The sequence below is a fragment of the Kineosporia mesophila genome (assembly GCF_021129235.1).
Lineage (GTDB): Bacteria > Actinomycetota > Actinomycetes > Actinomycetales > Kineosporiaceae > Kineosporia > Kineosporia mesophila.
Map to the genome: position 1 here is coordinate 262,087 of NZ_JAJOMA010000010.1, position 14,288 is coordinate 276,374.

The 14,288-nt window shown below is 70.7% G+C and carries 12 protein-coding genes; all 12 read left to right on the forward strand.

What is annotated here, in order from left to right:
• The first annotated feature begins 7 nt into the window (after positions 1 to 7).
• The 12 genes from pheS (at position 8) to tyrS (ending at position 13,984) form a co-directional block, all read left to right on the forward strand.
• Entirely contained in the window at positions 8 to 1,096 is a 1,089-nt protein-coding gene (gene pheS, locus LR393_RS16565) for a phenylalanine--tRNA ligase subunit alpha (protein ID WP_231484826.1), read from the forward strand.
• Complete coding sequence (pheT, locus tag LR393_RS16570; protein WP_231484827.1) at positions 1,096 to 3,612, forward strand: phenylalanine--tRNA ligase subunit beta; 2,517 nt, start codon at positions 1,096 to 1,098, stop codon at positions 3,610 to 3,612. Before pheS ends, pheT begins: the two co-directional genes overlap by 1 nt.
• 210 nt (positions 3,613 to 3,822) lie before the next feature.
• Positions 3,823 to 4,866 (forward strand): N-acetyl-gamma-glutamyl-phosphate reductase, encoded by a 1,044-nt coding sequence (gene argC / locus LR393_RS16575; protein ID WP_269327325.1) that lies wholly within the window; start codon positions 3,823 to 3,825, stop codon positions 4,864 to 4,866.
• A gap of 28 nt (positions 4,867 to 4,894) precedes the next feature.
• Positions 4,895 to 5,284 (forward strand): ACT domain-containing protein, encoded by a 390-nt coding sequence (locus tag LR393_RS16580; RefSeq protein ID WP_231484829.1) that lies wholly within the window; start codon positions 4,895 to 4,897, stop codon positions 5,282 to 5,284.
• Between the two features lie 22 nt (positions 5,285 to 5,306).
• Complete coding sequence (gene argJ / locus LR393_RS16585) at positions 5,307 to 6,461, forward strand: bifunctional glutamate N-acetyltransferase/amino-acid acetyltransferase ArgJ (RefSeq protein WP_231484830.1); 1,155 nt, start codon at positions 5,307 to 5,309, stop codon at positions 6,459 to 6,461.
• The gene (gene argB / locus LR393_RS16590; RefSeq protein ID WP_231484831.1) at positions 6,458 to 7,423 is read left to right on the forward strand and encodes an acetylglutamate kinase; all 966 of its coding nucleotides are present in this window, start codon (positions 6,458 to 6,460) and stop codon (positions 7,421 to 7,423) included. The genes argJ and argB overlap by 4 nt, the downstream gene beginning before the upstream one ends.
• Positions 7,420 to 8,673 (forward strand): acetylornithine transaminase, encoded by a 1,254-nt coding sequence (locus tag LR393_RS16595; protein WP_231484832.1) that lies wholly within the window; start codon positions 7,420 to 7,422, stop codon positions 8,671 to 8,673. The genes argB and LR393_RS16595 overlap by 4 nt, the downstream gene beginning before the upstream one ends.
• Complete coding sequence (argF, locus tag LR393_RS16600; protein WP_231484833.1) at positions 8,670 to 9,608, forward strand: ornithine carbamoyltransferase; 939 nt, start codon at positions 8,670 to 8,672, stop codon at positions 9,606 to 9,608. Before LR393_RS16595 ends, argF begins: the two co-directional genes overlap by 4 nt.
• Positions 9,605 to 10,132: an arginine repressor gene (locus LR393_RS16605; protein WP_231484834.1), complete on the forward strand. Its 528-nt coding sequence runs from the start codon at positions 9,605 to 9,607 to the stop codon at positions 10,130 to 10,132. The genes argF and LR393_RS16605 overlap by 4 nt, the downstream gene beginning before the upstream one ends.
• A gap of 79 nt (positions 10,133 to 10,211) precedes the next feature.
• Positions 10,212 to 11,642, forward strand: coding sequence for an argininosuccinate lyase (gene argH, locus LR393_RS16610; RefSeq protein WP_231484835.1), 1,431 nt, complete (start codon positions 10,212 to 10,214; stop codon positions 11,640 to 11,642).
• A gap of 360 nt (positions 11,643 to 12,002) precedes the next feature.
• Positions 12,003 to 12,629: a DNA-3-methyladenine glycosylase gene (locus LR393_RS16615; protein WP_345718804.1), complete on the forward strand. Its 627-nt coding sequence runs from the start codon at positions 12,003 to 12,005 to the stop codon at positions 12,627 to 12,629.
• 47 nt (positions 12,630 to 12,676) lie between these two features.
• Positions 12,677 to 13,984: a tyrosine--tRNA ligase gene (tyrS, locus tag LR393_RS16620; RefSeq protein WP_345718805.1), complete on the forward strand. Its 1,308-nt coding sequence runs from the start codon at positions 12,677 to 12,679 to the stop codon at positions 13,982 to 13,984.
• Positions 13,985 to 14,288 lie beyond the last annotated feature (304 nt).

Genomic DNA, 14,288 nt, shown 5'->3' on the forward strand with positions numbered 1-14,288 from the left:
TCGCATTGTGAGTACCAAGGACTACGACCCGGTGGAGGTCGCGGTGCTCTCCGAAGACGCCCTGACCGGATACGTCGCGCAGGCCCTGGAGGCCTTCGCCGCGGCCGGCAGCCTCGAGACGCTGAAGCAGGCGCGGCTCGAGCACGCCGGCGACAAGAGCCCGCTGGCCCTGGCCAACCGCGAGATCGGCGCCCTGCCCCCGGCCGCCAAGGCGGATGCGGGCAAGCGTGTCGGCAAGGCCCGCGGCCAGGTCAGCAAGGCGCTGGCGGCCCGGCAGAAAGAGCTGGAGGCCGAGCGCGACGCCCGGGTGCTGGTGGAGGAGTCGGTCGACGTCACCCTGCCGGCCGACCGCCGCCCGGCCGGTGCCCGGCACCCGATCTCGACCATCTCCGAGCGCATCGGCGACATCTTCGTCTCGATGGGCTGGGAGATCGCGGAGGGCCCGGAGGTCGAGGCCGACTGGTTCAACTTCGACGCCCTGAACTTCGGCCCGGACCACCCGGCCCGCCAGATGCAGGACACGTTCTTCGTCGAGCCGGTCGACAGCGGCCTGGTGCTGCGCACCCACACCTCCCCGGTGCAGGCGCGCACGATGCTCGACCGCCGGCCGCCCATCTACGTGGTGGTTCCCGGCCGGGTCTACCGCACCGACGAGCTCGACGCCACGCACACCCCGGTGTTCACCCAGGTCGAGGGCCTGGCCGTGGACAAGGGGCTGACCATGGCGCACCTCAAGGGCACGCTCGACCACTTCGTGAAGTCGCTGCTCGGCCGCGAGGTGACCACCCGGCTGCGCCCGAACTTCTTCCCGTTCACCGAGCCGAGCGCCGAGCTCGACCTGCGCTGCTTCGTCTGTGACGGCCGCAAGGACGACTGCCGCACCTGCAAGGGCACCGGCTGGATCGAGTGGCTGGGCTGCGGCATGGTCAACCCGAACGTGCTGCGCGCGGCCGGTATCGACCCGGACGTCTACACCGGTTTCGCCTTCGGGGCCGGCATCGAGCGGGCCCTGATGTTCCGCAACGGCGTCGAGGACATGCACGACATGGTCGAGGGCGATGTCCGGTTCAGCTTGCACTACGGAATGGAGGCCTGATGCGCGCCCCCCTGACCTGGCTCGCCGAGTACGTTGATCTCCCTGCCGGGACAACGGCTCTCGCGGTCGCCGCCGACCTGGTGAAGGTCGGCCTGGAGGAAGAGGCGGTGCACGGCGGCGGAGTCACCGGCCCGCTGGTGGTCGGCCGCGTGCTCGACTTCACGCCCGAGCCGCAGAAGAACGGCAAGACGATCCGCTGGTGCTCCATCGACGTCGGTGAGGCCGGGCCGCGCGGGATCGTCTGCGGCGCGGGTAATTTCCTCAAGGACGACCTGGTGGTCGTGTGCCTGCCCGGCGCCGTGCTGCCCGGCGGGTTCAAGATCGCCGCGCGCAAGACCTACGGCCACAAGTCCGACGGAATGATCTGCAGCTCGCTGGAACTGGGCCTCGGTGAAGACCACGACGGGATCATCCGGCTGACCGAGTGGGGCCTCGACGACGTCAAGCCCGGCGACGACGCGATCGCGCTGCTCGGGCTGGACGAGGAGACCGTCGAGGTCAACGTCACGCCCGACCGCGGCTACTGCTTCAGCCTGCGCGGCATCGCCCGGGAGTACTCGCACGCCACCGGTGCGGAGTTCACCGACCCGGCGCTGATCGAGGTGCCTGCCCCCGCGAACGGCGGCTTCGAGGTCGTCCTCGACGACCAGGCCCCGATCAACGGTGTGCCGGGCTGCGACCGTTTCGTCGCGCGCATCGTGAAAAACGTCGACGCCACGGCCCAGAGCCCGCGGTGGATGCAGCGGCGTCTGGAACAGGCCGGGATGCGGCCGATCTCGCTCGCGGTCGACGTCACGAACTACGTGATGCTCGCCGTCGGGCACCCGCTGCACGCCTTCGACCTGGACCTGCTCGCCGCGCCGATCGTGGTGCGCCGGGCCGCGCCGAAGGAGAAGCTGACCACGCTCGACGACGTCGAGCGCAAGCTTCACCCCGAAGACCTCCTGGTCACCGATTCCCCGGACGGCAAGACGGCCGGCCGGGTGCTGTCGCTCGCCGGTGTGATGGGCGGCGCGGACACCGAGGTCTCCGCCACCACCACGAACCTGCTGATCGAGGCCGCGCACTGGGACCCGATCACGGTCGCCCGCACGATGCGCCGGCACAAGCTGAGCACCGAGGCGGGCAAGCGGTACGAGCGCGGGGTCGACACCCAGCTCGCCGACGTGGCCGCCGAGCTGACGGTGCGCCTGCTGGTCGAGTACGGCGGTGACCGGGTCGAGGTCGGCGCGGCCACCGATGTCGGCGAGGCGGCGCCGGGCGCGACCATCGAGATGGCGGCAGACTTCCCGGGCCGCATTGTCGGTGTGGACTGGACCCGCGAGCAGGTCGTCGAGAACCTCACGGCCATCGGCTGCGAGATCACCGGTGACGACGTCCTCACCGTGAAGGCCCCGAGCTGGCGTCCCGACCTCACCGTGGGCGTCGACCTGGCCGAGGAGGTCGCGCGGCTGCGCGGTTACGACCAGATCCCGTCGGTGCTACCGATCGCCCCGGCGGGTACGGGTCTGACGCACGGCCAGCGGGTGCGCCGTTCGGTGGCGCGGGCGCTGGCCGAGCACGGTGCGGTCGAGGTGCTCACCTACCCGTTCATCGGCACGGCGGTGCACGACGCGTTCGGCCTGCCGCCGGACGACCCGCGCCGCACGGCCCTGAAGCTGGTCAACCCGCTGTCCGACGAGCAGCCCTACCTGCGCACGTCGGTGCTGGCGACCCTGGTCGACGCGGTGAAGCGCAATGTCAGCCGGGGTTTCACCGATCTCGCGGTGTACGAGGTCGGCGCGGTCACCCGTCCCGCCGGGGGCGAGCCGAAGGCCGGGCACCCGAGCGTGTCGCAGCGCCCGACGCCGCAGGAGCTGGAGCAGCTGAACGCGGCGATCCCGCACCAGCCGCTGCACGCCGCGATCGTCCTGACCGGTCAGCGGGAGCTGCCGGGCCGGGACAGTGCGGGCCGGGCCGCGGACTGGTCGGACGCGCTGGAGGCCGCCCTCCTGGTGGCGCGTACGGTGCACGTGACCCCGACCGTGACCAAGGAGGAGAACCACGCTCCCTGGCACCCGGGTCGCTGCGCGCGTCTGGAGATCAACGGGAAGCTCTTCGGTCATGCCGGTGAGCTGCACCCGAAGGTCGTCGCCGCCCTGGGACTGCCCCCGCGCACGGTCGCGGCCGAGATCGACCTGGACGTGCTGATCGAGGCGTCGGGCGGCATCGTGGCGGCACAGCGGATCTCCACCTTCCCGCTGGCCAAGGAAGACGTGGCGCTCGTCGTGAAGGACGAGGTGCCCAGCGGCGACGTGCAGGCGGCCCTGGTGGAGGGTGCGGGTGAACTGCTGGAGTCGGTGCGGCTGTTCGACGTGTACGCCCAGGCGCCGATCGAGGAGGGCCACAAGTCGCTGGCTTTCGCCCTGCGCTTCCGGGCTCCCGACCGCACGCTGACGGCGGAGGAGACCGCGTCCGCGCGCGACGCCGCCGTGGCGGCGGCCGCCGAGCGTACCGGCGCGGTGCAGCGCAGCTGACCCTCTACCCAAGGGAGCCCGACGGCGTCCAAAAGCCCTGATTATGGACGCGGATCACGACGGAACGCTCAAGGGTCACCGAAAAAGGTGACAACGAACGACAAATACTGAACGGCACCCCTGGACATCACCACGGGTGCCGTTCAGCATTCAGGGTGTGACGTAAAAGCCCTATGCATATAATTTCATCAGTGTGTATAGTCATACGTTATGGGCATCACGGCGGCAGTGGCAGGCGCAAGCGGGTACGCCGGTGGTGAGCTGCTGAGACTCCTTCTGCAACACCCTCAGATCGAGATCGGCACGCTAACGGCAGGCGGTAACGCGGGCACGAAGCTCGCCGAGCATCAGCCGCATCTGCTGCCCCTGGCCGACCGGGTGCTCGCGCCGACCACGCCGCAGGAGCTGGCGGGGCACGACCTGGTCTTCCTCGCCCTCCCGCACGGGGCCAGCGCGAAGATCGCCGCGCAGCTGCCGCCCGAGACCGTGGTCGTCGACTGCGGCGCCGATCACCGGCTGGTGAGCGCGCAGGCCTGGGAAGAGTTCTACGGCGGCGAGCACGCGGGCACCTGGGCCTACGGCCTGCCCGAACTGCCCCGCCCCGGCGGCCGGCAGCGCGACGAGCTGCGGGGCGCCCGGCGCATCGCGGTGCCCGGCTGTTACCCGACGGCCTCGAGCCTGGCCCTCGCCCCCGGTTTCGCGGCCGGTCTGCTGCAGCCCGACGACGTGGTGGTGATCGCGGCCAGCGGTACCTCCGGCGCGGGGAAGTCGGCCAGGCCGAACATGATCGGCAGCGAGGTGATGGGCTCGATGAGCCCCTACGGCGTCGGCGGCGTGCACCGGCACACCCCCGAGATCGAGCAGAACCTGGGTCTGGCGGGTCAGGAAGAGGTCCGGGTCTCCTTCACCCCGACCCTGGCCCCGATGTCCCGCGGCATCCTGGCCACCGGCACCGCGAAGCTGAAGCCGGGCGTGACCGGCGCAGCCGTCCGCGAGGCCTGGGAAAAGACTTATCAGGGCGAGGCATTCGTGCACGTCCTGCCCGAGGGCCGGTGGCCGCGCACGGCTGACACCCTGGGCGCGAACACCGCGCTGATCCAGGTCGCCGTCGACGAGCGGGTGGGCCGCGTGATCGCGGTCAGCGCCATCGACAACCTGACCAAGGGCACGGCCGGTGGGGCGATCCAGTCGGCCAACCTTGCGCTCGACCTGCCCGAGACCCTGGGCCTGCCGATGGTGGGGGTGGCGCCGTGAACACCGCCACCAGGAACAAGGAGCTGTCGTGCATCTGATCCAGTACCGCCAGGCCATGGCCCTCGTGCGCCTGGCGCCCGACAGTCCCGATCCCACCTGGGCGGTCGGGGCGCCGCTGGTGAGCATCTCCCGCACCACCGACGAGATCAGCGTGGTCTGCCCGACCAACAGCCTGCCCGAACCGGTCCCCGGCCCCGTCGAGGGGCCGTTCACGGTCACCCGGGCCGCGGGGGCACTGGAGTTCTCCCAGATCGGCGTGCTCCTGCGGTTGCTGAAACCGCTGGCCGACGCCGGGATCCCGGTGCTCAACGTGTCCACCTTCGACACCGACTGGGTGCTCGTGCCGGCCGCCCAGTCCGTGGTCGCGGCCTCGGTCTGGCGTCACGCCGGTTACACGGTCACCGAAGACGCCGAATGAAGAACCTCTGGAAGGAACGTAGATGAGCGTCACGACGGCGAAGGGCTTCCGCGCCGCCGGGGTTGCGGCCGGACTGAAGAGCACCGGCGCCCCCGATCTCGCGCTGGTCCTGAACGACGGGCCGAACGATGCGGCCGCTGCCGTCTTCACCAGCAACCGCTGCAAGGCCAACCCGGTGCTGTGGAGCGAGCGGGCCATCGCCGACGGCCGCCTGCGCTCGGTGGTGCTGAACTCGGGCGGGGCCAACTGCTACACCGGCGCCGAGGGTTTCCAGATCACGCACGCCACCGCCGAGGAGGTCGCCCGGCTCAGCGGTCTGTCCCCGCTGGACGTGCTGGTGTGCTCGACCGGCCTGATCGGGCTGGGGCTGTCGAAGGAGAAGATGCTCGCGGGCGTCGCCGACGCCACCGCGAAGCTGCGCACCGAGGGCGGCCCCGACGCGGCCGAGGCCATCCGCACCACCGACACCGTGGCCAAGCAGGCAGCGATCACCTCGCCGGGCGGCTGGAGCATCGGCGGGATGGCCAAGGGCGCCGGCATGCTCGCGCCGGCCCTGGCCACCATGCTCGTCGTCATCACCACCGACGCCCAGGTCGAGCCGTCCGCGCTGGACTCCGCGCTGCGCGCCGCCACCCGCGTCACCTTCGACCGCCTGGACTCGGACGGCTGCCAGTCCACCAACGACACCGTGGTGCTGCTGTCGTCCGGTGCCTCCGGGGTCACGCCCGACCTGATCGAGTTCGCCGCCGCCGTCACCGAGGTCTGCCGCGACCTGGCCCTGCAACTGCTCGCCGACGCCGAGGGCGCCGACCACGAGATCGCCATCGAGGTGCGGGGTGCCGCCACCGAGGACGACGCCCTCGAGGTCGGCCGGTCGGTCGCGCGCAGCAACCTGTTCAAGGCCGCGATCTTCGGCCAGGACCCGAACTGGGGCCGCATCCTGGCCTCGGTCGGCACCACCCGGGCCACGTTCGACCCGGCCGACCTGGACGTCGCGCTGAACGGTGTGTGGGTGTGCCGCAAGAGCACGCCCGCGCAGGCGCCCGAGGGCATCGACCTGAGCGGCCGCGCCGTCAGCGTCACGATCGACCTGAAGTCCGGCCCGGAGACGGCGACCGTGTGGACGAACGATCTCACCCACGCGTACGTGCACGAGAACAGCGCCTACTCGTCATGATGGACCTACCGGACCTGACCGCCGAGCAGAAGGCGAACGTCCTGGTCGAGGCGCTGCCCTGGCTGCGGCGCTTCCAGGGCGCGATCGCCGTGATCAAGTACGGCGGCAACGCGATGATCGACGACGACCTGAAACGGGCCTTCGCCGAGGACGTGGTGTTCCTGCGCGCGGCCGGCCTCAAGCCGGTCGTCGTGCACGGCGGCGGGCCGCAGATCTCGGCCATGCTCCAGCGTCTGGGCATCGAGAGCGAGTTCCGCGGCGGCCTGCGCGTCACCACGCCCGAGACCATGGACGTGGTGCGCATGGTGCTCACCGGTCAGGTCAGCCGCGAGCTGGTCGGCCTGATCAACCAGCACGGCCCCCTCGCCATCGGCCTGTCCGGGGAAGACGGTGGTCTTTTCCTCGCCGCGAAACGTGACGCCGTGGTGGACGGTTCACCCGTTGACGTGGGTCTGGTGGGCGACGTGGTGGAGGTCGACCCGGCCGCCGTGCTCGACCTGATCGACGCCGGGCGCATCCCCGTGGTCTCCACGGTCGCGCCCGACGACGACGGCCAGGTGCTCAACGTCAATGCCGACACCGCGGCCGCCGCGCTCGCGATCGCGTTGCAGGCCCGCAAGTTCGTGGTGCTGACCGACGTCGAGGGGCTGTACGCGAACTGGCCCGACCGCTCGTCCCTGCTGGCCGAGGTCACCGACACCGAGCTCGAGGCCATGCTGCCGAAGCTCCGGTCCGGCATGGTGCCGAAGATGGAGGCGTGCCTGCGCGCCGTGCGCGGGGGAGTGCCCACCGCCACCGTCATCGACGGCCGCGTGCCGCACAGCCTGCTGCTCGAGGTCTTCACCTCCGACGGCGTCGGCACCATGGTCGTGCCGTCCCCCGTCCCCGGCGAGAAGCGCCGCACCAGCCCGGACGGAACATCCCCCATCGAGAAGGCGACCCAGGACGGAGGTGGGGCGTGAGCACCGACCTCACAGCACAGAACAACGCACTCGTGGACACCGGACAGGGTTCGGCCCAGTGGATGGAGCGGTACGCCCGTTCCGTGATGGGCGTGTTCGGCACCCCCCAGCGCGTGCTGGTGCGGGGCGAGGGCGCCTACGTCTGGGACGCCGACGGCCGGCGCTACCTCGACCTGCTCGGCGGGATCGCCGTGAACGCCCTGGGCCACGCCCACCCGTTCCTGGTCTCGGCCGTCACCGCACAGCTGGCCACCCTCGGCCACGTCTCCAACTTCTTCGCCAACCCGCTCCAGATCGCGCTCGCCGAACGGATTCTCGAGCTGGCCCAGGCCCCTGAGGGCTCGACCGTCTTCTTCTCCAACTCCGGCACCGAGGCCAACGAGGCCGCGTTCAAGCTGACCCGGCGCACCGGCCGCACCAAGGTCGTCGCGGCCCAGGGTGCGTTCCACGGCCGCAGCCTGGGCGCCCTGGCGATGACCTGGAAGCCCGCCTACCGCGAGCCGTTCGAGCCGCTCCCGGCCGGCGTCGTGCACGTGCCCTGGGGCGACGTGGACGCCCTGGCCGCGGCGGTGGACGACGAGACCGCCGCCGTGGTGCTGGAACCCGTGCAGGGCGAGGCCGGGGTGCGCCCGGCCCCGGCCGGATACCTGGCGGCGGCCCGGCGTCTCACCCGGGCGCACGGCGCCCTGCTGGTGCTCGACGAGGTGCAGAGCGGCGTGGGCCGTACCGGCGCCTGGTTCGCCCACCAGCTGGCCGAACTCAACGGTGGGGAAGACGTCACCCCCGACGTCATGACCCTGGCCAAGGGCCTCGGCGGAGGCATCCCGGTGGGCGCGACGGTGGTCTACGGCACCGCGAACACCCACCTGCTGAACCCCGGCCAGCACGGCACCACGTTCGGTGGCAACCCGGTCGCGTGCGCGGCCGGCCTGGCCACCCTGCACGTGATCGAGCGGGACGGGTTGCTGGCCAACGCGGTCACGGTCGGTCAGAGAATTGAAGACGGGGTGGTCGGCCATCCTCTCGTCTCCGGGGTGCGGGGTTTCGGTCTCCTGCGGGCGATCCAGCTCACGCAGCCGGTGGCCGCGACCGTGGCCTCGGCCCTGCTGGATGCCGGTTTCATCGTGAACCCGGTGGCTCCCGACGCGATCCGCCTGGCTCCGCCGCTGATTCTCACCGCCGACCAGGCGGACTCGTTCACCGCGGCCCTCCCGGCCGCACTGGACCTTGCAGCGCAGGAGCTTTCATGAGTACCCGGCACTTCCTCAAGGACGACGACCTCTCCCCGGACGAGCTGATCGAGGTTCTCGACCTGGCCGACCGGCTCAAGGCCGACCGCGCCCGCGGAGTCCTCGACACGCGTCCCCTGGACGGCCCCAAGGCCGTCGCCGTCCTGTTCGACAAGTCCTCCACCCGCACCCGGGTCTCGTTCAGCATCGGCATCGCCGAACTGGGCGGGTACCCGCTGGTCATCGACTCGGGCAGCAGCCAGCTGGGTCGCGGCGAGCCGATCGAGGACACCGCGCGCGTGCTCACCCGGCAGGCCGCCGCGATCGTCTGGCGCACCGGCGACCAGAGCCGCATCGAGGCGATGGCCTCCGCGGCCACCGTGCCCGTGGTGAACGCGCTCACCGACCAGTACCACCCCTGCCAGCTGCTCGCCGACCTGCAGACCGTGCGCGAGCACAAGGGCCGGCTGGCCGGCCTGACCCTGTCCTACCTGGGCGACGGCGCCAACAACATGGCGCACTCGTACCTGCTGGCCGGCGCCAATGCCGGGATGCACGTGCGGATCGGCGCCCCGCAGGCCTTCCAGCCCGACCCCGCGATCCTCGAGCAGGCCTGGGCCCTGGCCTCCGACACCGGTGGTTCGGTCTCGGTCACCACCGACCCGGCCGCGGCCGTCGACGGTACCGACGTGATCGCCACCGACACCTGGGTCTCGATGGGCGAGGAGGGTACGAAGGACGACGTCTCGGTCTTCGCTCCTTACAGCCTCGAGGACTCACTGCTCGGCAAGGCCGACCCGCAGGCCGTCGTGCTGCACTGCCTGCCGGCCTACCGCGGCAAGGAGATCTCCGCGTCCGTCATCGACGGCCCGCAGTCGGTGGTCTGGGACGAGGCGGAGAATCGCCTGCACGCCCAGAAGGCCTTGCTGGTCTGGTTGCTGGAGCGATCTGGATGACGTTTCCCAGCCAGTCGGCGGGCCGGGCCCACACGAAGGTCGCCCGGCATCGCCGCATCGTCGAGTTGCTGCGCCGGGGCCAGGTGCGCTCTCAGGTCGAGCTGGCGCAGCTGCTCAACGCCGACGGCCTGGCCGTCACCCAGGCCACGCTCTCGCGCGACCTGGTCGAGCTGAGCGCGGTGAAGGTGCGCCACCCCGACGGCGGCCTGGTCTACGCCGTGCCGGGGGAGGGAGGCGACCGCACTCCCCAGGCCGGCCAGGAACAGGAGATGCTCGTCGCCCGGCTGGCCCGGCTCTGCGAGGAACTGCTGGTCACCGCCGAGGCCTCGGCCAACCTGGTGGTGCTGCACACGCCCCCGGGCGCCGCGCAGTTCCTCGCCTCGGCGATCGACCACTCGGTGCTGCCCGACGTGCTCGGCACCATCGCCGGTGACGACACCGTCCTCGTGGTCACCCGCGACCCGCTGGGCGGCGACGCGGTCGCCAGCCGGTTCCTGGCGCTCGCCACCGGTAGCCCTGACTAATCTGCTTTTGGACGACGGGTCGCCCCTGCCCTGGGTGCCCGGTGTGTTTCGTCCCCGACTTTCTACGAAGGAGCCAATCGTGACCGCCGAGCCCAAGGTCCTGTGGGGTTCACGTTTCAGTGCCGGTCCCGCGGACGCCATGTTCGCGCTCTCCGTCTCGACCCATTTCGACTGGCGCCTGGCCCGTTACGACCTGGCCGGCTCCCGGGCGCACGCCCGCGCCCTGAACCGCGCCGGGCTGCTGACCGACGACGACCTGACCGGCCTGCTGACCGGGATCGACGGTCTGGACGCCGACGTCACCTCCGGCGCCGTCACGCCGGCCCCGCACGACGAGGACGTGCACTCCGCCCTGGAGCGCATCCTGATCGAGCGCCTCGGCCCGGAACTGGGCGGACGACTGCGCGCCGGGCGCTCCCGCAACGACCAGATCGCCACCCTCCTGCGGATGTACCTGCGCGACCACTCCAAGGTGGTCGCCAACCTGCTGCTCGACCTGGCCGAGGCCCTCGCCGGGCAGGCCGCCGCGCACCCCACCGCGCCGATGCCCGGACGCACCCACATGCAGCACGCCCAGCCCGTGCTGCTGGCCCACCACCTGCTGGCCCGGGCCTGGCCGCTGCTGCGCGACGTCGACCGGCTGCGGGACTTCGACCGCCGGGCCGCGGTCTCGCCCTACGGTTCCGGTGCGCTGGCCGGCTCGACCCTCGGCCTCGACCCCGAGGCCGTCGCCCTCGACCTGGGATTCGCCTCGTCGGTGGCGAACTCGATCGACGGCACCGCCTCCCGCGACCTGGGCGCCGAGTTCGCCTTCGTCGCCGCCATGGTCGGCGTCGACATCTCCGGCCTGGCCGAGGACATCGTCATCTGGGCCACGAAGGAGTTCTCCTTCGTGTCGCTCGACGACGCCTGGTCGACCGGGTCGAGCATCATGCCGCAGAAGAAGAACCCGGACGTGGCCGAGCTGACCCGGGGCAAGGCCGGCCGCCTGATCGGCGACCTGGCCGGGCTGCTGGGCACGCTCAAGGCCCTGCCCCTGGCCTACAACCGTGACCTCCAGGAAGACAAGGAACCGGTCTTCGACGCGGCCGACACCCTCGAGGTGGTCCTGCCCGCCCTGGCCGGCCTGGTCTCGACCCTGGTCTTCCACACCGAGCGGATGGCCGACCTGGCCCCGCAGGGCTTCGCGCTCGCCACCGACATCGCCGAGTGGCTGGTGCGGCAGCGGGTGCCGTTCCGCGACGCGCACGAGATCGCCGGGGCCTGCGTGCAGCGCTGTGAGCAGCGGGCCGTCGCCGAGGGCCGCCCGGTGGAGCTGTGGGACCTCACCGAGGAAGACCTGGCCGCGGTGTCGCCGCACCTGACGCCCGCCGTGCGCGAGGTGCTGAACCTCGAGGGTGCGCTCAGCTCCCGCGACGGGCGGGGTGGCACGTCACCGCGCCGGGTCGCCGAGCAGATGGCCGAAATCGCCGCCGAGATCAAGATCCTGCGGGAGTGGGCGTCCAGCTGAGACGCAACCGTGATCGAATCCGTCCGGGGCGCACCGGACGGAGATGAGCGGTAAAACTGCTGGTCCGTGGCGGTCGCTGGTGACAAGCCGTCAGGTTTGTTACGTAAAGCGATCGCCACGAACCCTCCGCGAAACATTTCTGAAATAGCAAACCTCTTGAGGATCAAGAGGTTTCGCGTCCGGGCGGAAAGTGGTGTCTTTACGGCCGGCGAACCAGCGGCAAGACTGAGCCGTGCGTGGGTCGCAATGGCGCGGTCCACGCATTCAGATCCTTGAACGGCGGCCCCTGAAGCGGCTTTACAACCCTAGGTCGGCTGGTCGCAAATCCTACATCTGTCGGTTCTTGCCGCCCGTCGTACCATCTCCGACGTGCCCGAACCCACCCCGCTGCCGCGCTCGTTCTTCGACCGCGACCCCCTGGTGGTGGCACCGGCCCTGCTCGGCACGGTGATCCGGCACTCGCAGGCCGGCCAGGTCGTCGAGGTCCGCCTGACCGAGGTGGAGGCCTACCTCGGTGAGGGTGAAGACCCCGCCTCCCACTCCCACCGCGGAAAGCGCCCCCGCAACGCCACGATGTGGGGCCCGCCCGGTCACCTCTACGTCTACTTCACCTACGGCATGCACTACTGCGCCAACCTGGTCTGCCGCCCCGAGGGCATCTCCGGCGGGGTGCTGCTGCGGGCCGGGGAGGTGATCACCGGCCTCGACGTGGCCCGCTCGCGGCGCCCGGCCAGCAAACGCGACATCGATGTGGCCCAGGGGCCGGCGCGGCTCGCCAGTGCGCTGGGGTTCGGTCGTGAGGACGACGGTCGCGACGTCTGTGGGGGCGGTTCCCTTCTGGTGCTGCCCGGTTCGGGGGCAGGGAAGGTGATGAGCGGTCCGCGGGTCGGGGTCGCCGCCGGGGCGCAGTCCCCGTGGCGGTACTGGATCGAGGGTGACCCGACGGTCTCGGCCTATCGCCCGGCCGTACCGCGCCGTCGCCGATAAGGGGTTCTCCTGTGGTGGCCGCCCCGCCCTAGAGTTGGCCCGTGACCGTGAGCACCGACGAACCCGTGACCTCCGCCCCGGCGGCCAACGTCCTTGACGAGCTGAAGTGGCGCAACCTTCTCTCCATCTCCACCGACGAGGCAGAGCTGAGGAAGACGCTCGGCAGTGGATCGGTCACCTATTACGCCGGGTTCGACCCGACCGGGCCCAGCCTGCACATCGGCCATCTCGTGCAGATCCTCACCATGCGCCGGTTGCAGCAGGCGGGGCACCGTCCCCTCGCGCTGGTCGGTGGCGCCACCGGCCTCATCGGTGACCCGCGTCCCTCGGCGGAGCGGGTGCTGAACTCGCCCGAGGTGGTGGCCGGCTGGGTGGAGCGCCTGCGCGGCCAGATCGAGCCGTTCCTCGACTTCACCGGCCCGAACGCCGCGACCATGGTGAACAACCTGGACTGGACCTCGGGCTTGAGCGCCATCGAGTTCCTGCGCGACGTGGGCAAGCACTTCCGGGTCGGGAAGATGCTCGCGAAAGACGTCGTGAGCACCCGTCTCAACTCCGAGGCCGGCATCAGCTACACCGAGTTCAGCTACCAGATCCTGCAGTCCATGGACTTCCTGGAGCTGAACAAGCGGTACGACTGCACGCTGCAGATCGGTGGCTCCGACCAGTGGGGCAACCTCACCGCCGGCACCGACCTGATTCACAAGGCCCGGCCCGAGGCGGCCGTGCACGCGCTGGCCACCCCTCTCATCACGAAGGCCGACGGCTCCAAGTTCGGCAAGAGTGAGGGCGGCGCGGTCTGGCTCGACCCGGAGATGACCTCGCCCTACGCGTTCTTCCAGTTCTGGCTGAACTGCGAGGACGCGAAGATCATCGATTACCTGCGGGTCTTCACCTTCCGTACGGCCGGGCAGATCGCCGAGCTGGAAGAGTCGGCCACCAGCCGTCCGCAGGCCCGGGAGGCCCAGCGCGCCCTGGCCCGGGACATGACCTCGCTGGTGCACGGTGAGCTGGCGGCCTCCCGGGTGGAAGAGGCGAGCAAGGCGCTCTTCGGTGGGGGAGACCTGACCGGCCTGGATGCCGGCACGCTCGGCGACGCGCTCGGGGAACTGCCGAAGGCGCAGCTGCGACGCGGCGAGCACCTGCTCGTCGACGTGCTGGTGGCCGCGGGCCTGGCCAAGAGCAAGTCCGACGCCCGGCGCACGCTCTCCGACGGCGGCGCGTACGTGAACAACGTGAAGGTGACCGGGGGAGAGGTCGCGACGGTCAGTACCGCGGACCTGCTGCATGACCGGTGGATCCTGGTGCGTCGCGGTCGGCGTCAGCTGGCGGCTCTGGAGCTCGTGGGGGAGTAGCTCTCTCCCGAAATCGCCAGACGTCGCTGGGGGCCCGTCCACCGTTCCGGGGACGGGCCCCCAGTCCGTTCCACTCTGTGATGGCGCGATTCCACACCGCCATCTAGCCTGATCGGGCGGCCCTTGACACCTGGATTTGACTCGTTGGACGCACAACCGTAAAGTTTCATCTGTTGGCAGCGCGGGAGACGCGGACACGCAAGTGGCCGGTCCCGGAGTCAACTCCCCAGAAAGACTTCTTAGCCTCAACCTTTGCAGGTTGGAAGCTACTGAAGCCCACCTGGGACCGGGTGGTCCGGACAGT